The sequence below is a fragment of the Arthrobacter woluwensis genome (assembly GCF_900105345.1).
Lineage (GTDB): Bacteria > Actinomycetota > Actinomycetes > Actinomycetales > Micrococcaceae > Arthrobacter_E > Arthrobacter_E woluwensis.
This window is the reverse complement of sequence record NZ_FNSN01000003.1, coordinates 1,520,845-1,544,268: the sequence shown is the minus strand read 5'-3', so window position 1 is coordinate 1,544,268 and position 23,424 is coordinate 1,520,845. Positions and strand designations below refer to the sequence as shown.

General features: G+C 69.5%; 19 protein-coding genes and 1 tRNA gene. 11 read left to right on the top strand and 9 right to left on the bottom strand.

Annotated elements, in window-relative coordinates; genetic code table 11:
- Positions 1-8: 8 nt before the first annotated feature.
- The 5 genes from BLV63_RS07660 (at position 9) to BLV63_RS07640 (ending at position 8,067) form a co-directional block, all read left to right on the top strand.
- A complete protein-coding gene (locus BLV63_RS07660) occupies positions 9-887 on the top strand; it encodes an FAD:protein FMN transferase (protein ID WP_169795494.1) in 879 nt (292 codons plus the stop codon).
- Positions 887-2,416 (top strand): FAD-dependent oxidoreductase, encoded by a 1,530-nt coding sequence (locus tag BLV63_RS07655; protein WP_066210964.1) that lies wholly within the window; start codon positions 887-889, stop codon positions 2,414-2,416. The genes BLV63_RS07660 and BLV63_RS07655 overlap by 1 nt, the downstream gene beginning before the upstream one ends.
- A gap of 117 nt (positions 2,417-2,533) precedes the next feature.
- A tRNA-Arg gene (locus BLV63_RS07650) sits at positions 2,534-2,609 on the top strand.
- 297 nt (positions 2,610-2,906) lie between these two features.
- The gene (gene hrpA / locus BLV63_RS07645; RefSeq protein ID WP_066210966.1) at positions 2,907-6,980 is read left to right on the top strand and encodes an ATP-dependent RNA helicase HrpA; all 4,074 of its coding nucleotides are present in this window, start codon (positions 2,907-2,909) and stop codon (positions 6,978-6,980) included.
- 103 nt (positions 6,981-7,083) lie between these two features.
- Positions 7,084-8,067 (top strand): beta-ketoacyl-ACP synthase III, encoded by a 984-nt coding sequence (locus BLV63_RS07640; protein ID WP_066210968.1) that lies wholly within the window; start codon positions 7,084-7,086, stop codon positions 8,065-8,067.
- 95 nt (positions 8,068-8,162) lie between these two features.
- Here the strand turns inward: BLV63_RS07640 and BLV63_RS07635 are convergent, their stop codons facing one another.
- Positions 8,163-8,591 carry an HIT family protein gene (locus BLV63_RS07635; protein WP_066210970.1) on the bottom strand — a complete coding sequence of 143 codons (429 nt, stop codon included), beginning with the start codon at positions 8,589-8,591 and terminating at the stop codon, positions 8,163-8,165.
- The gene (locus BLV63_RS07630; protein ID WP_066210972.1) at positions 8,588-9,751 is read right to left on the bottom strand and encodes an NAD(P)-dependent alcohol dehydrogenase; all 1,164 of its coding nucleotides are present in this window, start codon (positions 9,749-9,751) and stop codon (positions 8,588-8,590) included. Before BLV63_RS07630 ends, BLV63_RS07635 begins: the two co-directional genes overlap by 4 nt.
- Before the next feature lie 88 nt (positions 9,752-9,839).
- Here BLV63_RS07630 and BLV63_RS07625 point away from each other — a divergent pair, with 88 nt between their 5' ends.
- From BLV63_RS07625 to BLV63_RS07610, 4 genes are all read left to right on the top strand, one after another.
- The gene (locus BLV63_RS07625; protein ID WP_066210973.1) at positions 9,840-10,766 is read left to right on the top strand and encodes a LysR family transcriptional regulator; all 927 of its coding nucleotides are present in this window, start codon (positions 9,840-9,842) and stop codon (positions 10,764-10,766) included.
- Between the two features lie 92 nt (positions 10,767-10,858).
- Positions 10,859-12,232, top strand: coding sequence for an MFS transporter (locus BLV63_RS07620; RefSeq protein ID WP_082724004.1), 1,374 nt, complete (start codon positions 10,859-10,861; stop codon positions 12,230-12,232).
- 39 nt (positions 12,233-12,271) lie between these two features.
- A complete protein-coding gene (locus tag BLV63_RS07615; RefSeq protein WP_066210974.1) occupies positions 12,272-13,504 on the top strand; it encodes a M20 family metallo-hydrolase in 1,233 nt (410 codons plus the stop codon).
- Positions 13,501-14,952 carry an amidase gene (locus BLV63_RS07610; RefSeq protein WP_066210976.1) on the top strand — a complete coding sequence of 484 codons (1,452 nt, stop codon included), beginning with the start codon at positions 13,501-13,503 and terminating at the stop codon, positions 14,950-14,952. The genes BLV63_RS07615 and BLV63_RS07610 overlap by 4 nt, the downstream gene beginning before the upstream one ends.
- Before the next feature lie 19 nt (positions 14,953-14,971).
- On the opposite strand, the gene BLV63_RS07605 is transcribed toward BLV63_RS07610, so the two are convergent.
- Complete coding sequence (locus tag BLV63_RS07605; RefSeq protein WP_066210978.1) at positions 14,972-15,811, bottom strand: sulfurtransferase; 840 nt, start codon at positions 15,809-15,811, stop codon at positions 14,972-14,974.
- 130 nt (positions 15,812-15,941) lie between these two features.
- Between BLV63_RS07605 and BLV63_RS07600 the strand changes: the two genes are divergently transcribed.
- On the top strand, positions 15,942-17,051 hold the full coding sequence (locus BLV63_RS07600) for a PLP-dependent cysteine synthase family protein (RefSeq protein WP_254780516.1): 1,110 nt from the start codon (positions 15,942-15,944) through the stop codon (positions 17,049-17,051).
- A 114-nt stretch (positions 17,052-17,165) separates the two neighbouring features.
- Here the strand turns inward: BLV63_RS07600 and BLV63_RS07595 are convergent, their stop codons facing one another.
- On the bottom strand, positions 17,166-17,852 hold the full coding sequence (locus BLV63_RS07595; RefSeq protein WP_066210979.1) for an MBL fold metallo-hydrolase: 687 nt from the start codon (positions 17,850-17,852) through the stop codon (positions 17,166-17,168).
- 51 nt (positions 17,853-17,903) lie between these two features.
- Entirely contained in the window at positions 17,904-18,737 is an 834-nt protein-coding gene (locus BLV63_RS07590) for an aldo/keto reductase (RefSeq protein WP_066210980.1), read from the bottom strand.
- Positions 18,738-18,927: 190 nt separating this feature from the next.
- Between BLV63_RS07590 and BLV63_RS07585 the strand changes: the two genes are divergently transcribed.
- Positions 18,928-19,365: a Fur family transcriptional regulator gene (locus BLV63_RS07585; protein WP_066210981.1), complete on the top strand. Its 438-nt coding sequence runs from the start codon at positions 18,928-18,930 to the stop codon at positions 19,363-19,365.
- Here the strand turns inward: BLV63_RS07585 and BLV63_RS07580 are convergent.
- The 4 genes from BLV63_RS07580 to BLV63_RS07565 all read right to left on the bottom strand — a co-directional run bounded on the left by BLV63_RS07580 (position 19,307) and on the right by BLV63_RS07565 (position 23,366).
- Complete coding sequence (locus BLV63_RS07580; RefSeq protein ID WP_066210982.1) at positions 19,307-20,620, bottom strand: MFS transporter; 1,314 nt, start codon at positions 20,618-20,620, stop codon at positions 19,307-19,309. The genes BLV63_RS07585 and BLV63_RS07580 overlap by 59 nt on opposite strands.
- Complete coding sequence (locus tag BLV63_RS07575) at positions 20,613-21,497, bottom strand: metal ABC transporter permease (RefSeq protein ID WP_066210983.1); 885 nt, start codon at positions 21,495-21,497, stop codon at positions 20,613-20,615. Before BLV63_RS07575 ends, BLV63_RS07580 begins: the two co-directional genes overlap by 8 nt.
- On the bottom strand, positions 21,498-22,262 hold the full coding sequence (locus BLV63_RS07570; RefSeq protein ID WP_066211956.1) for a metal ABC transporter ATP-binding protein: 765 nt from the start codon (positions 22,260-22,262) through the stop codon (positions 21,498-21,500).
- Positions 22,263-22,355: 93 nt separating this feature from the next.
- Complete coding sequence (locus BLV63_RS07565) at positions 22,356-23,366, bottom strand: metal ABC transporter solute-binding protein, Zn/Mn family (RefSeq protein WP_254780514.1); 1,011 nt, start codon at positions 23,364-23,366, stop codon at positions 22,356-22,358.
- Positions 23,367-23,424 lie beyond the last annotated feature (58 nt).

Genomic DNA, 23,424 nt, shown 5'->3' with positions numbered 1-23,424 from the left:
GTATGCCCGTGACGACCAATCCCCTGGAATTCGACGCCATCGGAACGCGGTGGTGGATCAGAGCCGAGGGACTCACCGACCGGATCGAGTCGCGGATCCGGCAGCGGATCGACGAGTTCGACGCCGTGTGGTCCCGGTTCCGCCCGGACTCCGCAGTGGCGCGCTGGGCCGCCGGGCCCGTCGACCCGGACGGCGCCGAGCGGACCCTGACGCTCCCCGCCGAGGCGGCACCCCTGGGACGCCTGTACCGGGAGCTCCATGACTTGAGTGCTGGCTCCGTCACCCCGTTCATCGGCGAATCCCTCGTGCGGCTCGGCTACGACGCCTCCTACTCGCTGACCCCGCATGGACCGGCCGTCGCCGCGCCCGCCTGGGGCCCGGATGCGCGCTGGGAGGACCGCACGGTGACGGCCAGTGGCCCGGTCCTGGTGGACATCGGAGCCGCCGGCAAGGGACTTCTGGTGGACCTCGTCTGCGGGATCCTCGGGGACGCCGGGGTGTCCGACTACCTCGTCGACGCCGGCGGTGACCTCCGGCACTCCGGCCCCGAGGCGGACCGGATCGGGCTGGAGAGCCCGTTCGACGGCAGCCGGGCGATCGGCGTCGTCGCGGTCCATCAGCAGGCGCTCGCGGCCTCCGGGACCGCGCGCCGTGCGTGGGGGCGCGGGCTGCACCACGTGCTGGATGGCCTGACGGGCGAACCCGTGCGGCGAGTGGTGGCAAGCTGGGTTCTGGCACCCGACGCCCTGCAGGCCGACGGGCTCGCCACGGCGCTGTTCTTCGTCCCCGGCCACGAGCTGGCGGCGCGCTATGGCGTCGAGTGGCTGACCGTGCACAGCGATGGGCACGCCGAAGGTTCCGAGTACTTCCTGGAAGGCTTGTTCTGATGTCCGCACTTCTGAGCGTCACGCAGCGTGTGACCCGGCCTCTGGGTCGCCTGTCGATGACCCGCGTGGTCGCGTTGTCCCTCGGCGTCCTGATCGTCTACAGCCTCGTTCTGGACGCCCTCGGCTGGACCGAGTTCGGCGTTCCCGAGCTGTGCCTGCACCTGATGCTCTGCCTTGCGGCGACCGCGCTGTCCAACGGCGCCTGCGCTCTGCTGTTCCGGATGCGCCCCTACTGGGATTCGTCGCTGGTCACTGCGGGACTGCTGTACTTCCTCTTCTGGCCGGCGGCGGGCTTCCGGGAAGGACTGGGCGTGGCCCTGGCCGCCGTGCTGGCCTCCGCGTCGAAATACGCTCTCGCCTGGCGAGGCCGTCATCTGTTCAACCCCGCCGCACTCGGCGCGTTCGTGGTGTCCCTGACCGGCCTCAACGCGGCCACGTGGTGGGTGGGGTCGCCTCTGCTGCTCTGGGCCGTGGTGCCGCTGGGCCTGCTGGTCCTCTACCGGGCCGGGCAGTTCCCGGTGGCCCTGACCTTCCTGGCCGTCTCGCTGCTGACGGCCGTCTCCATCGCCCTGAGCCGCGGGATGCCGGCGGCCGACGTCCCCGCGCTGTGGTTCACCAGTCAGGCCACCGTGTTCTTCGCCTGCTTCATGCTCAGTGAACCGCTCACGCTGCCGCCGCGACGGTGGCAGCGGATCCTGGTGGGCGCCGTGGTGGGATTGCTCTTCAGTCTGCCGTTCTCCCTCCAGCTCGGCGCCGTGATCCTCTCGAACGCCCCGGAGGCCGTCCTGCTGGTGGGCAACATCCTCGCGTTCGCTCTGCGCCCCAAGGGGTCCAGCGTGGTGACGTTCCTCGATCACCGGCCCGTGGGCAAGGACATCACGGAGTTCACGTTCGAGGCCTCGGGCGACGCACGTCTCGCCGCCGGCCAGTATGTGGAACTGACGATTCCGGTGCCGGGCATCGGTTCGTCACGGCGGGTGTTCAGCCCGGTCGCGGCCGGCGACGGCGTCCTCCGTATCGCCACGCGTCTGCCCAGCCAGCCGTCGCCCGCCAAGAAGGCCCTCTATGACCTAGAGACCGGCGCCGCGCTGCGCCTGAGCCGTACGGGGGGCGAGTTCCTGCTCGGCCCGTCGGACCGCCCTGCGCTCCTGGTGGCCGGCGGCATCGGGATCACCCCCTTCGTGGGGATGCTGGACGGCGCACCCGCCGGGTCTCTCCCGGACACGGTGGTCCTCTACTCGGTGCGGGACGTCGACGACGCCGCCTACCTGGGTGCTCTGGCCCGCTCCGGCGCGCGGATCCTGCTGCGGACTTCCGCGCCCCTGCCCGAAGGAACCCGGCTGCCCGACGGCGTCGAGCACGTGGGCAGCGAACGTTTCAGCGCCGCCCGGATCGCCGAATTGGTGCCCGACGCCGCGGGGCGGCACGCGCTCGTGTCCGGCGCCCCGGACTTCGTCACCACCCTTCGGAGTGCCTTGCGCGCCGCGGGCGTCCGACGGGTGAAGAGCGATTCCTTCCTGGGGTACTGACCCTTCCGTGTGAACCGGTCCGCGGTCGGCGCGTCCAGGCCGCGCCGATTTCGCATCCGGAGGTGGATTCCTGCTAAGCTCGAGGACGTTCCGGGGCCACCCCGGGATCCCTGGCCCGCCCTCGTAGCTCAGGGGATAGAGCGTCTGCCTCCGGAGCAGAAGGCCGTAGGTTCGAATCCTATCGAGGGCACCAGATACAGCGAGAGCCCCGGTTCCACGGAACCGGGGCTCTCGTCATCTCCGATCATTTCCAGTCCGGCACGACCAAGCAGTCCGCAAGGCGCCGGCGACCCGGCAGGACCGCGCGATCGGCGCAGCCGGAGCGGCGGAGGTGCGGCAGCTTGCGTCAAGGAGCCCCTCGCCACAACCCCCGCGTCACCCGGCCACAGAGCGCGGGGAAAGCAAGCAGAGCACCTCGGCCACTCCGGCCCCCCCGCGCTGCAGCATTCCATTCAGCCGGGCGATCCGGGACAACTAGACTGATCAGGTCATGCCTCTGAACATCACATACCCCGCCGCGCTCCCCGTCTCCGAACGCCGTGAGGACATCATGGCCGCCATCTCGGAGAACCAGGTGGTCATCGTGGCCGGCGAGACCGGCTCCGGCAAGACCACCCAGCTGCCGAAGATGTGCCTGGAACTGGGCCTGGCCGAGCACGGTCTGATCGGCCACACTCAGCCGCGCCGTCTGGCGGCCCGCACCGTCGCGGAGCGCATCGCGGAGGAACTGGACGTGGAACTCGGCCAGGAAGTGGGCTACCAGGTCCGTTTCACGGGCGAGGTGGGGCCGCAGACCCAGGTCAAGCTCATGACGGACGGCATCCTGCTCGCGGAGATCCAGCGGGACCGCCTGCTGCGGAAGTACAGCGTCATCATCGTGGACGAGGCTCACGAGCGCAGCCTCAACATCGACTTCATCCTCGGATACCTCAAGCGCCTGCTGCCCCAGCGCCCGGATCTGAAGATCATCATCACCTCCGCCACGATCGATCCCGAGCGCTTCGCCCGGCACTTCGGCGGTGAGGACGCCCCGGCGCCGATCGTCGAGGTCTCCGGCCGCACGTACCCCGTGGAGATCCGTTACCGTCCGTTGTCCGAACCGGGCAGCGACGAGGAGCTGGACGACGAGCTCGAAGAGGACCGTGACCCGGTGGACGCGGTCTGCGATGCCGTGGATGAACTCTCCCGGGAGGCCCCCGGCGACATCCTGGTATTCTTCTCCGGCGAGCGCGAGATCCGCGAGGCCGCGGAAGCGCTGCAGGGCCGTCTCCCCCGCAATCCCCGCCTGGCCGACGCCGAGATCCTGCCGCTCTTCGCCCGGCTGAGCCTCGCGGAGCAGCACAAGGTGTTCAACCCGGGACCGCGTCGTCGCATCGTCCTGGCCACCAACGTCGCCGAGACCTCCCTGACCGTTCCCGGCATCAAGTACGTGATCGACACCGGCACCGCCCGCATCTCCCGGTATTCGCACCGGACCAAGGTGCAGCGGCTGCCCATCGAACGCGTCTCCCAGGCATCCGCGAACCAGCGCTCCGGCCGTTGCGGCCGTGTCAGCGACGGCATCGCCATCCGGCTGTACTCGGAGGACGATTTCCTCGGCCGTCCCGAGTTCACCGACCCCGAGATCCTGCGCACCAATCTGGCCGCCGTCATCCTCCAGATGATCGCGATCGGCGTCGCGCGCACGCCGAAGGACGTCGAGGGCTTCCCGTTCGTCGAGTCGCCGGACACGCGCGCGGTCAACGACGGCGTCACCCTCCTGCGGGAGCTCGGAGCCCTTCCGGCGCCCGGCGAGTCGGCCGACGGCGCCCCTTCCGAGGGGACGGGCGCCGAGGGGACCAGAACTGACGGCACCACCCAGGCCGGCCGGCGCGGGCGCGGCGGCGGACGAGGCCGTAGCGAGCGTTCCGGGGGCCGCAAGCCGTCCGGGCTGACCGCCGTCGGGCATCAGCTGGCGCAGCTCCCCGTGGATCCGCGCCTCGGCCGCATGATCGTGGAGGCAGCCCGCCGCGGCTGCGCCCGCGAGGTCATGGTGCTGGCCGCCGCGCTGACCATTCAGGACCCGAGGGAACGGCCCACGGACAAGCAGCAGCAGGCCGCGGAGAAGCACGCCCGCTTCAAGGACGAGAAGAGCGACTTCACCGGCTATCTGAACCTGTGGAACTATCTGCAGGAGAAGCAGCGGGAACTCTCCTCGAGCCAGTTCCGCCGGCTGTGCCGCACCGAGTTCATCAACTATCTGCGCGTCCGGGAGTGGCAGGAGCTCTACGCGCAGCTCCGGCAGCTCGCGAAGCCGCTCGGCATCACGGTGGACAACAGCCGCGACACCGATCCCGTGGGCCTGCACGACGTGATCCACCAGTCGTTGCTGTCCGGTCTGCTCAGCCAGATCGGCCTGTACGACGAGCGCAAGCGCGAATATGCGGGCGCCCGCGGCACCCGCTTCGCCATCTTCCCCGGCTCGGCGCTGTTCAAGAAGTCCCCTGCTTTCGTCATGGCGGCCGAACTGGTTGAGACCAGCCGTCTCTGGGCGCGGGTCGCCGCGGCGTTCGCCCCGGAGTGGGCCGAGCAGGTGGCCCCGCAGCTGGTCAAGCGGACCTTCAGCGAACCGCACTGGTCCTCGAAGTCCGGCTCCGTCATGGCGTACGAGAAGGTCACGCTCTACGGCGTGCCGATCATCCCCAAACGACGGATCAACTACGCCTCGGTGGACCCGGAACTCTGCCGCGAACTGTTCATCCGGCATGCCCTGGTGGACGGCGAGTGGCGCACCCACCACAAGTTCTTCCAGCGCAACCGCGCCCTCCTGCGGGAGGTGGAGGAACTCGAGACCCGCATGCGCCGCCGCGACATCCGGGCGGATGACGAGACGCTGTTCGAGTTCTACGACCAGCGGATCGGCCGCGAAGTCGTCTCCGAGCGGCACTTCGACGCCTGGTGGAAGCAGGCACGCCAGCAGGATCCGGGGCTGCTCGACTTCGACCGCGCCCTCGTCATGAGCGACGACGCCGATGATCTGGACGAGTCCGCCTTCCCCCGGACGTGGCATCAGCAGGGCTTCGAATTCCCGCTGAGCTACGAGTTCCATCCCGTCGCTCCGGGCGCCACGCCGGATCCCTCGGACGGCGCCACCGTCGAGATCCCGACGCTGTTCCTGAACCAGGTGGATCCCGAGCCGTTCCGCTGGCAGATCCCCGGCCAGCGCGTCGAGCTGGTCACCGCCTTGATCAAGTCCATGCCCAAGGCGGTCCGGAAGAACTTCGTCCCGGCGCCGGACGTCGCCCGTCAGGCCGTGACGGCGCTGGAGGCCGACTTCTCCCCCACCGAGGACCGGATCGAGGACGCCCTGGCGCTGACGCTGCGGCGGCTCCGTGGCCAGGTGGTCCCCGAGGGCAGCTTCTCCTGGGACTCCGTGCCGCCACATCTGCGCATGAGCTTCCGCGTGGTGGACGCGAAGGGCAAGGTCCTCGGGGAGAGCAAGGACCTCGGCGCGCTCCAGGACGAACTCGCCCCCGCCACACGCCGCGCCATTGCGGAGAGCCTGGGCGCCACGCCCAAGTCCGTGAACGGCACGCCGGGTCGCGCTGCCCAGGCCGGGGGGAAGGGCGCCGCCGGTGCCCGCACTCCGGACGGCTCGACGAAGGCGGGCGCCCAGCCGGGCCTGCACGCCTCGGGCATCGCGGAGCTGAGCGGACTCAAGGACTGGGCCACGCTGACCGCCGCGAGCGGCGGCGTGATCCAGCGCAGCGTGAGCCGGCAGTTCGGTGGCCACACGGTCACGGGGTACCCGGCGCTCGTGGACGAGGGCGCCACGGTCGGCCTGCGCGTGTTCCAGACCGCGGAACGCCAGGAGGCCGCCATGCGGGCCGGTGTCATCCGCCTGCTCGCCCTGAAGATCCCCGCCCCGGACCGCTACGTCCTGGAGCATCTGAGCAACACCGAGAAACTGACGTTCAGCCAGAACCCGCACGGCAGCGTGAGCGAGCTGATCGCGGACTGCGCCCAGGCCGCGATCGACAAGCTCGTGCCGGCCCAGCTCCCGTGGGACGCCAAGGCGTTCGACGCGCTCTACGAGCAGGTGCGGGCCGAGCTCATCGACACGGTGTTCACGGTGACCGCGGTGGTCGAGCGCATCCTCGCCAGCGCCCGCCGCATCGAGAAGCAGCTCAAGGGCAGCACGAGCCTGGCCCTCATCAGCGCCCTGAACGACGAGAAGAGCCATCTGTCCCAGCTCGTGTACCGAGGGTTCGTGGCACAGACGGGTTACCAGCAGCTCGCGCAGCTGCCTCGGTACCTGAAGGCCATCGAACGCCGACTCGAGAAGCTGCCGACGAACGTCCAGCGCGACGCCAACAACATGGCCGTCGTCCAGCGCCTGGAGGACGAGTACGACGACGCCGTGGCGGCACTCCGCTCGGGCGAAGGACCCGGCCCCGAGTTGACCCATGTGCGCTGGATGCTGGAGGAGTTGCGGGTCAGCCTGTTCGCCGTCGAGCTCGGCACGCAGTATTCGGTGAGTGAGAAGCGGATCCGCGTCGCACTGAACAAGGCCCTCGCACCCTGACCTTCCTCACCCTGACCCTCCGCACCGGACGTCATGGAAGCCAGGATGCGGCCCGGTCAAATAAACTTGGATGGTCCGCCCATCCGCAACCTAAGGACTCCATATGAAGCTCAGCTTCCCTGCGCCGAACGCCGGCACTGAAATTCTCGGCCTCGGCCATGCCCAGCCGGAACGGGTCATGGACAACCATGAACTCGAGGGGATGATGGAGACCTCCGACGAATGGATCCGTCAGCGGACCGGCATCGTCACCCGGCACATCGCCGGTGAGGAGGAGACGGTCAAGGACCTGGCCATCCCCGCGGCCCGCATGGCCCTGGAGGACTCCGGGATCGCCGCCGAGCAGATCGACCTGGTCATCGTGGCCACCACCACCGCGGCGGAACGCTCCCCCAACACGGCCGGCCGCGTGGCACAGGCTCTGGGGCTCGGCAACGCCAAGCGTGGCCCGGGCATCATCGACATCAACACGGCCTGTTCGGGCTTCGAGTACGCGCTCGGCCTGGCGGACCAGTCGATCCGCTCCGGCACCGCGAGCCACGCCCTCGTCCTGGGGGCCGAGACGCTCTCCAAGGTCACGGACTGGACCGACCGCAGCACCGCCGTGCTCACCGCCGACGGCGCGGGCGCCATGGTGATCGGCGCGACCGACGAGCCGCGCATCGGCCCCGTGGTGTGGGGCTCCAAGGGCGACCTCGCCGACGCCGTGCTGATCGCGCCGCCCACCAACAAGTTCTGGCAGAACGGCCGTGAGGTGCTCCGCTGGGCGCTCAAGGATGCGGAGAAACACGCCCGCGCCGCCGTCGAGCGCGCCGGGCTGCAGATGGAGGACATCGAGGTCCTTGTGACGCACCAGGCGAATCTGCGCATCATCGAGCCCATGGCACAGGTCCTCGGCCTCACCGACAAGGTGGTGGTGACGGACGTGACCGAGTCCGGCAACACGTCCGCCGCGAGCGTCCCCCTCGGCTACAGCAAGTGGTGGCACGCGGGCAAGATCCCGTCCGACGTCCCGGCCCTGCTCTTCGGCTTCGGCGGCGGCTTCACGTTCGCGGGCATGGTCGCCATGACCCCGCGCAAGAAGTAACAGCCCTCCCCGCATCGACCGCTCCACAGGATGCTGGAATCCCCGGAAAACCGGGGAGATGCGCGTCCTGTGGAGCGGTCGATGGGTTTAAGGCCTCACGCCTCCGGGACGAACTCGGCGTAGCCCGCCGCACGCAGGCCCTCGCGGATCTTCTCCGCGTTGGCTTCCAGCTCCGCGGGATCCGGGTCGGTGTCCACCGCGGCGAAGTCGTAATCCTTCATCGAGTTCGACGGCCACACGTGCACGTGCAGGTGGTCGATCTCGTAGCCGGCCACCAGGAGGCCTGCCCGCTCCGAGCCGAAGGCCTCCACCTGGACCTTGCCGATCCGCTGGGCCACGATCATGGCCTTCGCGAGGGTCTCCGGCGAGGCGTCGGTCCAGCGGTCGACCTCCTCCACCGGGACGACGAGGGTGTGGCCGGGGGCCAGCGGGCCGATCGAGAGGAAGGCGACCACCTCCGGGTCGCGCCAGACGAACCGTCCGGGGATGTCGCCGTTGATGATCTTGGTGAAGAGCGTGCTCACGCGTCTGCTTCCTTCCCTGCGGGCTGCAATGTGCTGTTGTCCAGGACAAAACGGTACTTCACGTCACCGGCCACCATCCGGTCGAAGGCCTGGTTGACCTGCTCCGCGCCGACCAGTTCGATGTCGCTCGTGAGCGAGTGCTCCGCGCAGAAATCGAGCATCTCCTGGGTCTCCGCGATCCCGCCGATCAGAGACCCCGCGTAGGCCGCCCGCTTGCGGATGAGCAGTCCGGGGTCCACGGGAGGCATCTCGCCGGACGGGAGGCCGAGCTGATAGATCACGCCGTCCCGCCGGAGGGTCCGCAGCAGGGCGTTGAGATCATGCGGCGCCGCGACGGTGTCGATGATGACGTCCACGGAGTCCGAGGCGTCCCGCATCTGTTCCTCGTCGCGGGAGTTGACCACGCGGTCCGCGCCGAGCGCGGCCGCCGCCTGCCGCTTCGACTCCAAGGTGGTGAAGACCGTGACCGTGGCGCCCATGGCCTTGGCCAGCTTCACGGCCATGTGGCCGAGCCCGCCCAGCCCGACGACGCCGACGTCGTCGCCTGCCTCGACGCCGGCATGGCGCAGGGGCGAGTACGTCGTGATCCCCGCGCAGAGCAGCGGCGCCGCAGCGGCGGGGTCGAGGGATTCGGGCACGCGCAGCACGTAGTTCCGGTCCACCACGACGGTCCGCGCGTAGCCGCCCTGGGTCCGCTCGTTCCCGTGCCGCACATCAGTGGCCCCGTAGGTCCCCACCATGCCGCGGGAGCAGTACTGCTCCAGGCCGTCCTCGCAGGCCTCGCACTCCCGGCAGGAGTCCACCATGCACCCCACGCCCACACGGTCCCCGACGGCGAAGTCCGTGACCGCGGGCCCCACGCGCAGGACCCGGCCCACGATCTCGTGGCCGGGGACCAGCGGATAGTTCGCGCTCCCCCACTCGCCACGGGTCGAGTGGACGTCCGAATGGCACAGGCCGCAGAACTCGATCAGGATCTCGACGTCGTCGGGAGCCGGGGCCCTCCGCGCCAGCGTGACCGGTTCCAGGCCGCCCTCCGCCGAGCGGGCGCCGAGGGCCGCGACCAGCCGCCCTTCGTCGTCGCGCGGATCGCCGAGCGGGGAGTCGAGATCGGGAAGAGGCCTGCCCAGCGGAGGGGGCACGGGACGTCCGGGAGTCATACCCGAAACGCTACCGCCCGGGGCACGCGGCTGACCAGACGGCCGGTCAGGAGGCGCGGCGGGATGACCGGGATGCCACCATGGAGGCATGTCACGCCCCTTCACGCTGACCCAGCTGCGCTACTTCGCGGTCGTCGCCGAACTCCAGAACATGACGGCCGCCGCGCAGGCCCTGAACATCTCACAGCCCGCCCTGTCCACGGCGATGGCGCAGCTCCAGTCCGCCCTGCAGACCCAATTGCTGGTCCGCCAGCGGCCGCGCGGGGTGCGACTCACGGCGAGTGGACGTCAGCTCGCCCAGGACCTCAAACCGATCCTCGAGCAGGCCGATTCACTCTACGAGTCCGTCAACGGCATGTCCGCCTCCCTCAGCGGCGAACTGAAACTCGGGGTCTTCGCACCGCTCGCACCGTTCCGCCTCCCGACCATCCTGCAGGCGTTCGAAGCCGAACACCCCGAGGTGTCGGTGTCGATCGTGGAGGCCGACCTCGCCCGCCTCCAGGAGGTGCTGCTCCGCGGCGAGTGCGACGTCGCGCTGATGTACGGGCTCGGGCTCGGCTCCGGCTTCACCTTCGAAGTGCTGGAACGGATCCCGCCGCACGTCCTCGTCTACGCGGACCACCCGCTCGCCGTCGCCGGTCGGAGCCGGATCGCGCTGCGCGAGCTGAAGGACGATCCGGCGATCGTGCTGGATCTCCCGCACAGCCGCGAATACTACGAACGGCTGTACCGGAGCGCCGGGATCAGCCCGCGGGTGCGTCACCGCTTCTCGGGCTACGAGACGGTGCGCTCTTTCGTCGCCAAGGGCCACGGTTACGCCGTCCTCAATCAGCGCCTCCACAATGACCGCACGTATTCCGGCGGCCGGGTCGTCGCCCTGGAACTGAGCGATGACTTCCCTCCCATCGAGGTGATGCTGGTGCGCCCCGCAGGAGTGCAGGCCACGCGCCGCGCCCTCGCGTTCGAGGAGACCTGCCGGCTCATCTATGGACGGGCCGGCTCACCCGACTCATAAAGGAAATCTATAAGAGGACTAAAAACAATCAATTAGACAGATGTGATCCGCGCCACTGATCGTTGATGGCAAGTCCTTCAAAGGAGATCCCCATGGTCCTGAAGCACGCCGTCGACCTCACCGGAACCCCCTCCGGGAGCACCACGGAACCCCCAGCCCCCACCATCACAGCCGCAGCCACCGCCGCAGCCGGCAAGAGCACCGTCATGCAGCGGCGGGTCCTCCTCGGAGGAAGCGTCGGCCAGTTCATCGAGTTCTACGATTTCACCCTGTACGGCCTCACCGCCGTCATCTTCTCCCAGTTGTTCTTCCCGAGCGGAAATCCGGTGGTCGGCCTGCTCGCCACCTTCGCGACCTTCGGCGTCGCCTTCGTGGTGCGGCCCCTGGGCGGCCTGTTCTTCGGCGCGCTCGGCGACCGCATCGGACGCCGCCGGGTCCTCACCATCACGCTCATGGCGATCGGCGGGGCCACGGCCCTGATGGGCATGCTGCCGGGCTATGCGCAGATCGGCCCGTGGGCGCCCGCGCTGCTCGTGCTGTGCCGGCTCATCCAGGGGTTCTCGGCCGGCGGCGAATCCGTGGGAGCGCCGTCCTTCGTCTTCGAGCACGCCCCCGTGCGCAAGCGGGCCTTCTGGCTCAACATCACCATCGCCGCGACGGCCCTCCCCTCCGTGGTGGCCGGCGGCATGATCCTTCTGCTCAGCCGCTCCCTGCCCGACGAGGCGTTCACTTCCTGGGGCTGGCGCCTGCCGTTCCTGCTGGCGCTGCCACTGGCCCTGGTCGGGGTGTGGATCCGCAGCCGGACCGAGGAGAGCGAAGCGTTCCACCAGGCACGCGCCGAACGGGACCCCGAGTTCAGCCCCGTCCGCGCCGCGTTCCGCGAGAACGGTCTCCGCATGGTGCAGGTCATCATCGTCATGGGCCTGACGGCCATGGGCTTCTACTTCCTCTCCGCCTACTTCGTCTCCTACGTCCAGACCGCGGGGCACCTCACGCGGGAACAGTCCCTTCTGGTGAACGCCTCTGCCCTGGCCCTGTACGCGATCCTGCTCCCGTTCGGCGGACGGCTCAGCGACCGGTTCGGCCGGAAGCCCCTGCTCATCGCGGGGGCCGCCGCGCTCGCCGTCCTGTCGGTGCCGAGCTTCGCCCTCGTCACGAGCGGCGACACGATGCTCGCCCTCCTGGGCCAGTCCCTCTTCGTGGTGGCCCTCTGCGTCTACGGCGGCGGCTGCTACACCTTCTTCGTCGAGATCTTCACGACCAGGACACGTTTCACCTCGGCCGCCGTCAGTTACAACGTCGCCTACGCCCTCTTCGGCGGCACGGCGCCGTTCATCGGCACAGCCCTGGTCGGAGCGAGCGGCGTGCCCTTCATGCCGGGCGTGTACATGGCGGCGGCCGCCGCCGTCGTGCTCCTGCTGCTTCTGTTCACCAAGGTCCCCGAGACCCGCGGGCGCCTCGGCTGACTCACCTTCCTTCACGCCTTCACGACAAAGGAGAAGCTCATGAATGCTTCCGAATTCCTCAGCGACTTCCACCACGTGGCGACCATCGGCGCGACGCCGCGCCACGGCGTCGAACGCCAGGCCGCGACCGACACCGACCGCCAGACCCGTGACTGGTTCGCCGGCGCCATCCGCGACGCCGGGTGGGAGCTCCGCGTGGACGGCATCGGCAATATGTTCGGCCTGCTCGAATGGACTCCCGGCGCCCCGTACATCCTGCTGGGCTCGCATCTGGACAGCCAGCCACTCGCCGGCCGCTTCGATGGCGCCTACGGTGTCCTCGCCGCGCTGCATGCCGCCAAGGCGCTCGACGCCGAAGTGTCCGCGTCCGGCGAGCGCCCCCGGTTCAATCTCGCGGTGGTCAACTGGTTCAACGAGGAAGGCAGCCGCTTCGCCCCGAGTATCATGGGCAGCTCCGTCTTCGCGGGGCTCTTCGAACGGGATGAGATGCTCCGGGTCCGCGACGTGGAGGGCACGGCAGTCCGCCAGGCGCTGGACATGATCGGGTACCTCGGCACGGACGAGGGTCCGGACGTGGCCGGATACGCCGAGATCCACATCGAGCAGGGCCGCATCCTGGAGCGCGAGGGGCACACGATCGGCTTGGTCGACTCGAGCTGGTACACCCAGAAACTGGACATCGAGGTGCTGGGCGAACAGTCCCACACCGGGGCCACCGCCATGGCGGACCGGCACGACGCCCTCGTGGCGGCAGCCAAGATCATCCTCCAGGTGCACGACGTGACGGGCGACTTCCCGGAGGAGGCGCTGGTCTCCTCCGTGGGGCAGCTGACCCTGGAGCCCAACTCCCCCATCGTCGTGGCACGGAGGGTTCACCTCGTGGCCGATCTGCGCTCCGGCGATCCCGCGATCGTGGCGGCGGCCCGGGAGAGTCTTCTCCGGGACATCGACCGGCTGGCCCGGGAGCACGACCTCACCATCACCGTGAAGGACTTCGACATCCGCCCGATCCGCCGTTTCCCGGAGAACGGTCTGGAACTCTCCGAGAAGGTCGCGGCGAATCTCGGCCTGTCCGCCCGCCGCATCCAGACGATGGCCGGTCATGATTCGGTGGCGCTCAACACGATGACCCCCACGGTGATGCTGTTCATCCCGAGCGTGGACGGCGTCTCGCATTGCGAGCGCGAGTTCTCCACGGACGCCGACATGACCGCCGGCCTCGCCATGCTCACCGGGGTGGCCCGCGAACTCGTCTCCGGGGCCCTCTCGTGACGGGCGGCTCCGCCGAACTGCACCGGCTGGACGCCACCACGGCACTCCGCCTCTTCCGGAGCCGGGAGCTCTCCCCGGTCGAGCTGATGGAAGCGCTGATCACACGCATCGAGGACGTCGACGACGCCGTCAACGCCCTCAGCGAAAGGCTCTTCGACACGGCGCTCGCCTCCGCCCGGGAGGCCGCCGACCGCTACGCCCGAGGGCGCGGCATCACCCCGCTGCTCGGCCTTCCCGTGGCGGCGAAGGAGAAGCACGGGATTGCCGGCCACACCCTGTCGCAGGGGCTGGTGGCCCACCGGGATGTGATCGCGGAGCATGACCACCCCGTCATCGAACGGATCCGCGCGGCCGGCGGTATCGTCCACGCCCGGACGACCACCCCTGAGTACAGCTGCGCCACCGTCACCCACAGCCCGCTCTGGGGAGTCACCCGGAACCCGTGGAACCCGCGGTACTCACCCGGCGGGTCGTCCGGCGGGGCGGGGGCCGCGCTGGCCGCGGGGATGTCGCCGCTCGCCACGGCGTCGGACATCGCCGGCTCCACCCGCCTCCCGGCCTCCTTCACGGGCACGGTCGGATTCAAGGCGCCCTACGGGAGGATTCCGGGGCTGGCGCCCCTGGCCGCGGACCACTACCGCGGCGACGGACCCATGGCCCGGACCGTGGCGGACACGGCGCTCCTCGCCTCCGTCCTGGCGGGCCGGCACCCCGGTGATCACGCCACGCTCGCGGACCCTCCGCCCCTGCTGAGTCTCCCGGGCTCGGCGGTGGACGCGGTCCGGGGCCGCCGCATCGCGCTGTGCGTGCGGCTCGGTGACTACCCCGTGGAACCCGACGTCGAGGCCAACACCCGCGAGGTCGCAGCGGCACTGCGGGCCGCCGGCGCCGTGGTGGAGGAGGTCTCCCTGCCGTGGACCACGGAAGAGATCAGTCGGACCATGTTCACGCATTTCGGCCATCTCCTGGGACCGGCCATGGAGGACGACACGGCCGGCTCGGAGCACCTCCTGGCGCCGTACACCCGGCGGTTCATGGCGGACGCACGTGCCGCCGCGGCCCGGGACCGTCTCCTCGACGGGATCCGCGCCGAGGCACGGATCCAGGCCCAGCTCGCCGAGGCCATGGCCGGCTTCGACGCGCTGCTCTGTCCCGCCTCCGCCGTCGCCGCGCTGGAAGCCGACGGCCTGTACCTCGACGGCATCGACGTGAACGGGGTCCACCTGGAGCACTACTGGCAGGCTCACATGACCGGGCCGTTCAACATCGCCAACCGCTGCCCGGTGCTCGCGGTGCCGAGCGGGATGGCCACGTGCGGCATCCCCACGGGGGTGCAGATCGTGGGTCATCCCTTCGACGACGCGACCGTGTTCTCCCTGGGCGCGGCCCTCGAGGAACTGCGCCCCTGGAGCCATCGCACCCCGTCGTTCGGCCTCAGCCGGGTCTGACGGAGCCGCCCGGCCCGCTTCATTCCCCCGTGGCGACCTCGCGGGAGGCGTCGTGGGACCACTGGGAGAACGAACCGGGATACAGCGTGGCGTCGATGCCCGCGAGCGCCAGAGCCGCCACTTCGTGCGCCGCCGTGACGCCGGAACCGCAGTAGACGGCCACGCGGCTGCCGGGCTCGACGCCGAGGCCCGCGAAGCGCTCCCGCAGCGCCTCCGGCTCGAGGAACAGCCCATCTTCGTCGACGTTCTCAGTGGTGGGTGCGCTGACCGCGCCCGGGATGTGGCCCGCTCGGGGGTCGATGGGCTCCGTCTCGCCGCGGAATCGCTCGCCGGCGCGCGCGTCCAGGAGGATGCCGTCAGCGGGCCACTCGGCGGCCTGATCGATCGTGATCGCGGCGTCGTCCGCCAGCGGCCGGAGCGTGACGTTCCCCGCGGGGAGGACCACTTCGTCCTTCTCGATCGGGAAATCCTCCTGGACCCAGGCCATGAGCCCGCCGTCGAGGATGCGCGTGTCCGCATGGCCGTGCGCTCGCAGCAGCCACCAGGCACGCGCGGCCGCCATGGACCCCGAGTTGTCATAGACCACGACCGTGTCGCCGTCGTTGATGCCCCAGCGCCGCGCCGCGGCCTGGAAGCTCTCCAGATCGGGCAGCGGGTGACGGCCGTCCTCCGGACTGGCAGGACCCGCCAGATCGGTCTCCATGTCCACGAACACGGCGGCCGGCAGGTGGCCCATGAGGTACTTCTCCCGGCCCAGCGGATCGCCCAGCTTCCACCGGACGTCGAGCAGGACGAGCTTGTCCGGGTCCAGATCGTGGACGTCGGCAGGGGCGATGGTCACGGGGAATTCTTGGTCCATGAGGCACACTCTATGCCCGTCGACGCGCTCTCCGGCAACACCCCACCACAGGCTGAACAGGGCGGGAACCGATTCCGGAGGCACGTCCGCCACGCCGACGAGGAGGCGCCCGCCCAGTAGGCTAGTGCCCGTGAGCGCAGCAGATTTCCCGCAGGTGGTCCGTTCCGGCGAACGGGCCTGGGCCGACGAAGCCATCCGGATCATCACGGCGGAGGCCAACCGTTCCGCCGACACCCACCTGTACAGCGTGCCGCTTCCGGAGCAGTGGGGCATCGAGCTGTTCATCAAGGATGAATCCACGCACCGCTCCGGCAGCCTGAAGCACCGGCTCGCGCGCTCGCTCTTCCTCTTCGGCCTGGTGAATGGCTGGATCGGGCCGGGGACCACCATCGTGGAGGCCAGCAGCGGCAGCACGGCCGTCTCCGAAGCCTATTTCGCACGGCTGCTCGGCCTGCCCTTCATCGCGGTCATGGCGCGTAGCACGAGCGAGGAGAAGATCCGCCTCATCGAGGACTTCGGCGGCTCGTGCCTGCTGGTGGACCACCCCGGCGAGGTCTACTCGACCGCGGAGGAGGTCGCCCGGACCACCGGCGGCCACTACATGGATCAGTTCACCTACGCCGAACGGGCCACCGACTGGCGCGGCAACAACAACATCGCCGAATCGATCTTCCAGCAGATGTCGCGGGAGAAGCATCCGGTCCCGGAATGGATCGTCGTGGGCGCCGGGACCGGCGGCACGAGCGCCACGATCGGGCGCTACCTGCGGTACCACCGGCACCCGTCGAAGCTCGCCGTGGTGGACCCGGAGAACTCCGCGTTCTACCCCTCCTGGCGGGACGGGGATCCGGAGCTCACCACCGGGATGCCGTCCCGCATCGAGGGGATCGGCCGTCCGCGCGTGGAACCGAGCTTCGTCCCGGCCGTCATCGATGCCATGATCCCGATCCCGGACGCGGCGTCCATCGCGGCGATGCGTCACCTCAAGCGCTACGCGAACCTCGACGCCGGCCCCTCCACGGGCACGAACCTCTGGGGCGTGTGGCAGCTCATCGCCGGCATGGTCGCGCGCGGCGAACAGGGCAGCGTGGTGACTCTCATGTGCGACCCGGGGAACCGCTACGCCTGCAGCCACCAGAGCGACGCGTGGCTCGCCGGCAAGGGCCTGGACCCTTCGCCGCACGAGCGCACGATCGAACGCTTCCTCGACACGGGGGTGTGGGAGCCGTTCGCGGAATGATCCGCAGGGGCGCCGTCCCTCCCGTTGCGTGCTCAGTGGTTGTTGTGTGCTCAGTAGTTGCGGGTTCCAGGCGGGATCACCCGCATCTACTGAGCACACAACGGAGGACAGTTCTTATCCGAGGTCGCGAGTGTCTCCCGGATCGAGGTGCTCGTAGCTCGTGCCGTAGAGGCCGCCCAGCCGGGTGACATGGCCCTCCAGCATGGACAGGCCCGCGGGGTTGAGCAGCGCCTCGTGGATGTTGAACGCACGGCGTGCCCGGACGCTGATGACGAAGTCGACCACTTCCTGGATCTTGGACCACGGCGCGTGCACCGGCACGAGCAGCGTGTCCACCTCGACCCCTGACGGCACCGTGAAGCTGTCACCCGGGTGGAACAGCGTCCCGTCCACGAGGTATCCGGTGTTGGCCACGAGCGGCACGAGCGGGTGGATGAGCGCGTGCTGACTGCCGAAGCCCCGCACCGAGTAACCGGCCACGACGACGTCGAGTCCGTCCCCGGCGTCGTGCACCCGGCCGTCCGGGTCGGCGGCGCCCGCTGCCGCGGCCTCCTGCCGCAAGGTTCCCGCGATCCCGGCCGGCGCATACACGACCAGGTCCGGCGAACTCACGAGCGCCGAGACGACGGCCGGCACGTCCACGTGGTCCGCGTGCTCGTGGGTGATGAGGATGGCGTGGGCCCCCTCGAGAGCGGGTCCGGTCTCCGAGAACGACCCCGGATCGATGACCAGGGTGCGGGGCCCCTCAGGGGTCTCCTTGTCGAGGCGGACGCAGGAATGGGTGTACTTGGTCAGCTGCATGACCTCAGGGTACGCCTGCAGGCTGTCACGGCATCGGCGAATCCGGCACCCTCACAGCATCTCCAGCGGAACCTTGCGGGTGGGAGCCGGGAACGCGGCGTCGATGCGGCCCAGTTCGGCGGCACTGAGCTCCAGACCGGCGGCGGCCGCATTGTCACGGACATGCTCGACAGTGGACGCCTTCGGGATGGCGATGACGTCCCCGGAGCGGATCGCCCAGGCGAGGAGCACCTGCGCCACACTCACGCCGCGTTCCTCCGCGATGTCCCCGAGCGTGGGGTCGTCCAGCAGACGGCCCTGTTCGATCGGCGAGTACGCCATCGTCTTCACCGGGCTGGAGAGCCGCGCCTGCGCCGGGAACAGGTCGAACTCGGGGCCGCGCCGCGAGGGGTTGTAGAGCACCTGGTTCACCGCGGGGGCGCTCGGGAAGCGGTCCAGCGCGTCGGCGTCGAAGTTGCTGATCCCCCACGCGCCGATCAGCCCGCGCCGGATCAGCTCCTCGAAACCTTCGACGGTCTCCTCCACCGGGTGGGAGCCGGGCCAGTGGAGCAGGTACAGATCGATCCAGTCGGTTCCGAGCACCTCGAGGGACCGTTCGCAGGCCTGCACGGTCCCTCGCCGCGAGGCGTTGCAGGGAAGGACTTTGTCCACCAAGTACACCCGGTCCCGGACCGGGGCGATGGCCTCCCCCACCAGGTCCTCCGAGCGCCCGTCGCCATACATCTCCGCCGTGTCCACCAGGGTCAGGCCGAGGTCGATCCCCTCCCGCAGCGTGGCGATCTCGGCGTCGCGGCGCCAGGGGTCGTCCCCCACGAACCAGGTGCCCTGACCCAGCGCAGGCAGAACGGTGCCATCGGACAGCGTGACGGTTTTCAAAGCGGCCATGGCAGTGAAGCCTACTGCGTGAACCACCGTGGTGTGCTGGGAACCCGATTGTTGCCATTCCCCCTCAGCCGGACACCCTGTGCCGAACGCCCGAGGCGAACCTCTCACCGCCCCGGGGTCCGATGGGACTAATCCCCGCCTGCTCCTTGTTAAACTGAATGTTCAGGACAGGACAACCAGGAGAGTAGTCGTGGAGCAGAGTTCAGAGGCCCGCGTGCAGACGAGGGTGACCAAACAGCGTCTCGCAGTGGACGCCGCCCTGGACCAACTAGAGGACTTCGTCAGCACGCAGGAGCTCCACCGTTCCCTGCAGGACTCCGGCGTGTCCGTCTCCCTGGCCACCACCTACCGCATCCTGCAGTCCATGGCGGATGAGGGCGCCGTCGACGTCCTCCGCAGCACCGACGGCGAAGCCGTCTACCGCCGCTGCGAGGCCGACAGCCATCACCACCACCTGCTCTGCCGCCGCTGCGGCAAGGCCGTGGAGATCGAGGCGCCCGCCGTCGAGGCCTGGGCCGCGAAGATGGCCGCCGAGCACGGCTTCACCGCCGTCACTCACACGGTCGAGATCATGGGGTTGTGCGCCGAATGCTCCCAGTCCTCTGGGACCACAGCACCACAGGGATGAGCAGGAGGGCCAGCACCCCGCCCGCGATCGTGACAGCGGAGTAATCCCCCGCAGCCATCACCACACCGGCCATCGCGCTTCCGCCTGCTCCTGACAAGGCGACCAGAACGTCGACGCCGCCCTGCACCCGTGCGCGGCTGTCCGGCTCGGTGGCGTCCACCAGCAGAGCGGTCGCCGTGATGAGGCCGAAGTTCCAGCCGAGACCCAGCAAGGCCAGCGCGAGCAGGAGCAGCCCCAGGGAGTCACTCGGGGCGAGCGTCGCCAGGACGGCCGACGCCACCAGCACGAGCCCGCCGGCGCACGCCATCCAGACCCTGCCGATCCGGTCGACGAGCCAGCCCGTGACGAGCGACGGCAGGTACATCGCGCCGATGTGGACGCCGATCACGAGCCCGACCTCACCCAGACCGTGGTGGTGCGCCCGCATGTGCACCGGGGTCATGGTCATGATCGCGGTCATGGTCACCTGGGTGAGCACCATGATGAGCGCGGCCAGAGCGACGCCGTGGCGCGCGGGCTTCTTCTCCGGCGCCGCTCCCGCGGCGCCCGGCGTCGGCGACTCCGCGTCCTCCGGAACCGCCGCGTCCTCCGCCTCCCGCCGCAGCTGGTGGGCCAGGCGGTACGGATCGGGCCTCAGCAGGACCCAGAGCACGAGGCCGGCCGCCGCATAGGCCACCGCGGCCAGCAGGAACGGACCCGAGAGGACCGGCAGCCCCCAGGACCCGGCCAGCGTGCCGAGCGGCTCCACCAGGTTGGGACCCGCCACCGCGCCCAGGGTGGTGGACACCAGGGCGATGCTCACGGCCCGGCCGCGCTGATCGGCGGTCGCCAGATCGGTCCCGGCGTAACGGGCCTGGAGGTTCGTGGCGGAGCCGCCGCCGTACAGGAACAGTGAGACGAAGAGCAGCACCGGGTTCCACAGGATCGCGGCCAGCACCACGCCGGCCGCGCCCAGGGCGCCCGCGCCGAAGCCGAACGCCAGCCCGGGCCTCCGGCCGAAGCGCTGCGTCGTCCGGCCCACCAGGTAGGCCGCCAGGGCGGAACCCAGGGTGAAGAGCGCCGTCGGCAGCCCGGCGACGCCGTCGCTGCCGAGCATCTCCTGCGCCAGAAGAGCGCCCACCGTGATGCCGGCCGCGAGCCCCGCGCCGCCCAGGACCTGACTGATCACGACGACGGCGAGGGTCCGCCGCTGCACGCGCGCCCGGTCGCCGTCGTCCGTCAGCGTGCGGGCCGGGGCCGCCGACGGCTCAGGCACGTGCCTCGACCTCGACGCGGCGCCCGTTGCGGCCCTTCCGTTTGCGCCAGGACCCGATGCCCCAGCACACGAGATAGATGAGGAACGAGATGGTCGTGACGTAGGGGCTGATCGGGATGCGCCCGGCCAGAGCCAGGAGGATGCCGCCCACGGTGGAGGTCGTGGCGAAGACGACGCTCAGCAGCACCACGAGCGCCGGGGAACCCGTGACCTTGAAGGCGGCGGCCGCCGGGGTGATGAGCAGGGCCAGGACCAGCAGAGCGCCCACCACCTGGATGGACAGGGCCACGGAGACGCCGAGGATCAGCATGAAGGCCATGGACAAGCCCTTGACCGGCACGCCACGGGCCTCGGCCACCTCGGGGTCGTCACTGGCGAAGTTGAGCGGCCGCCACAGCACCACGAGCGCCACCATCACGAGGGCGGCGGTCACGGCGAGCATCTGGAGCTGCACGGCGTCCACGGAGACGATCTGCCCCGTGAGCAGGGAGAACTTGTTCGCTGCTCGGCCTTCGTAGAGCGAGAGGAACAGGATGCCGAGGCCGAGCCCGAAGGGCATGAGCACCCCGATGAGGGAGTTCTTCTCGCGGGCTCTCAGACCCATCACGCCCAGGAGCAGGGCCGCGGCCACGGAGCCGAGCAGCGAGCCGAACACCACGTCCGCCCCGATCAGCAGGGCGAAGGAGGCGCCGGCGAAGGACAGCTCGGAGATGCCGTGCACTGCGAAGGAGAGGTCCCGCTTGACCACGAACACGCCGACCAGCCCACCGAGCACACCCAGGACCGCCCCGGCCCAGAGGGAGTTCTGGAGCAGGGCCAGCAGTTCGCCGTAGTTCTCGAAGTTGAAGATGGCGCTCAGAACGGAGTTGAAGTCCACTTACTCGCTCTCCTGTTCGTGGTGCACCTGTTCGGGGATGCCCGAGACCATCAGCCGGTCGCCGGACCGGATCACTTCCACATGACCCTGGTACAGCTCGGACAGGGTCTCGGTGTTCATGACCTCGTCAGGGGTGCCGATGCAGAATCGTCCTCCGGCCAGGTAAAGAACCTTGTCCACATAGGGCAGCACAGGGTTGAGTTCGTGGGTCACGAACACCACGGCGGAGCCCTCATCACGGCACTGACGGTTGACCAGTTCGCTCACGATGTTCTGGTGGCGCGGGTCCAGGGAGAGCAGCGGCTCGTCACAGAGCAGGATGGCGGGATCCGCGGCGAGCGCCTGCGCGATCCTCAGGCGCTGCTGTTCGCCGCCGGAGAGCTGGCCCACCGGGACTTTGGCGTAGTCGGAGGCCCCGACGTGGGCGAGCAGCTCATCGACCTTGCGATGGACTCCGCGCCGTTCCAGCCGGACGCCCCAGCGGTGCCCGTCGACGCCGAGCGCCACGAGATCTCGCGCCCGCAGGGCGGTGTCCGGGGCGAAGGACTTCTGCTGGGGCACGTAGCCCACGCGTTCCTTGGGGACCCGGCTCTCCAGCGTTCCGGCGGTCAGCGGGAGGAGCCCCAGCAGGACGCGGAGCAGCGAGCTCTTGCCGCTGCCGTTGGCGCCGAGGACGGCGAGGAATTCGCCCGCCTTGAGGTCCAGGTCCAGGTCCTCCCAGAGGACGCGCTGACCGAAGCCGAGCCCGGCCCCCCTGAGTGACATCAGGGAGGCCGGGGCCGGGTGCATCGTTTTCTCGTTCATGTTCTCCCTGAGCACGGGACGATGGAGGGTGCGCAGCGGCGCACCACTCTCACTTTAGCCCCGGACCTTCTCCACGGCCTTCTGGACGGCGTTCACGTTGTCCGACATCCAGCTCAGGTAGTCCTTGCCGTCCGGGAGGGTCTCCGTGAAGGACACGACCGGCGCTCCGGCGTCCGTGGCGGCCTTCTTCACCGCTTCGGTCTGCGGGCCGGAGGTCTGCTCGTTGTAGGCGAGGAAGGCGGCCTTCTTCGAGGAGAAGAGCTTGAGAGTCTCGTCGAGCACGGAGGCCGGGACGTCATGACCCTCCTCCACGGCGCTCGTGAACTCCTCCGGGGTGACGTTGTGCAGGCCCGCCGCCTCAAGGAGGTAGAGCGGCACCGGCTCGGTGACCGCCACATCCACATGGCTGCCCTTCGTCAGTTTCTCCAGGGTCTGCTGGTAGTCGCCGAGGCGGGAGGTGAAGGCGTCCGCGTTGTGCTTGAACTCCGCCGCCGACGCCGGGGCCAGCGCGCTCAGCCGCTGCTCCACCTGGGCCGCGACCTTCTGCATGGCCGGGAAGTTGTACCAGACGTGCTCGTTGAAGGAGCCGTGGTCATGATCGTGCCCGTGGTCGTCCGCCGCGGAGGCGCTCGGAGCCGGGCTCTCGGCGCTCTCCTGCTGGAGGCCGGAGACGGTCACCGCGTTGATGACATTGGCAGGGTCGAGCTTGGCGTCGGCCACCATGCCGTCCATGAAGCTGTCATAGCCTCCGCCGTTCACCACGACGAGACCGGCCTTGGAGACCTTGAGGCGATCCTGCGCCGTGGCCTCGTAGGAGTGGGGGTCCTGGCTGATCTTGGAGACGATCGATTCGACTGTCACCTTGTCGCCGCCGATGGCCTTGACGAGGCTGCCGTAGGCGCTCGTGGACGCGACGACGGTGATCTCACCGGACTTGGCGCTCTCCGTGCCCGCGGCGCTGCTGCCGGGGGTGGAGCAGGCGGCGACGCCGAGGAGGACGACGCCGGACAGCGCGGTCAGGGACAAGGTCGTCTTACGGAACTGCACGTTCTTTCGGGACTGCACGGGCACCTCTGGTTCAGGCTGGGGGAAGGTTGCTTCCCCCAGCCTAGACCTAAATGAG

What these genes read in the sequence shown, in the direction of transcription:
- BLV63_RS07630 (WP_066210972.1), bottom strand. Translation starts at nt 9,751, where the DNA reads ATGACTCCCGGACGTCCCGTGCCCCCTCCGCTGGGCAGGCCTCTTCCC.
- BLV63_RS07615 (WP_066210974.1), top strand. Translation starts at nt 12,272, where the DNA reads ATGAATGCTTCCGAATTCCTCAGCGACTTCCACCACGTGGCGACCATC.
- BLV63_RS07605 (WP_066210978.1), bottom strand. Translation starts at nt 15,811, where the DNA reads ATGGACCAAGAATTCCCCGTGACCATCGCCCCTGCCGACGTCCACGAT.
- BLV63_RS07620 (WP_082724004.1), top strand. Translation starts at nt 10,859, where the DNA reads ATGGTCCTGAAGCACGCCGTCGACCTCACCGGAACCCCCTCCGGGAGC.
- BLV63_RS07625 (WP_066210973.1), top strand. Translation starts at nt 9,840, where the DNA reads ATGTCACGCCCCTTCACGCTGACCCAGCTGCGCTACTTCGCGGTCGTC.
- BLV63_RS07570 (WP_066211956.1), bottom strand. Translation starts at nt 22,262, where the DNA reads ATGTCACTCAGGGGGGCCGGGCTCGGCTTCGGTCAGCGCGTCCTCTGG.
- BLV63_RS07655 (WP_066210964.1), top strand. Translation starts at nt 887, where the DNA reads ATGTCCGCACTTCTGAGCGTCACGCAGCGTGTGACCCGGCCTCTGGGT.
- BLV63_RS07595 (WP_066210979.1), bottom strand. Translation starts at nt 17,852, where the DNA reads ATGCAGCTGACCAAGTACACCCATTCCTGCGTCCGCCTCGACAAGGAG.
- BLV63_RS07640 (WP_066210968.1), top strand. Translation starts at nt 7,084, where the DNA reads ATGAAGCTCAGCTTCCCTGCGCCGAACGCCGGCACTGAAATTCTCGGC.
- hrpA (WP_066210966.1), top strand. Translation starts at nt 2,907, where the DNA reads ATGCCTCTGAACATCACATACCCCGCCGCGCTCCCCGTCTCCGAACGC.
- BLV63_RS07590 (WP_066210980.1), bottom strand. Translation starts at nt 18,737, where the DNA reads ATGGCCGCTTTGAAAACCGTCACGCTGTCCGATGGCACCGTTCTGCCT.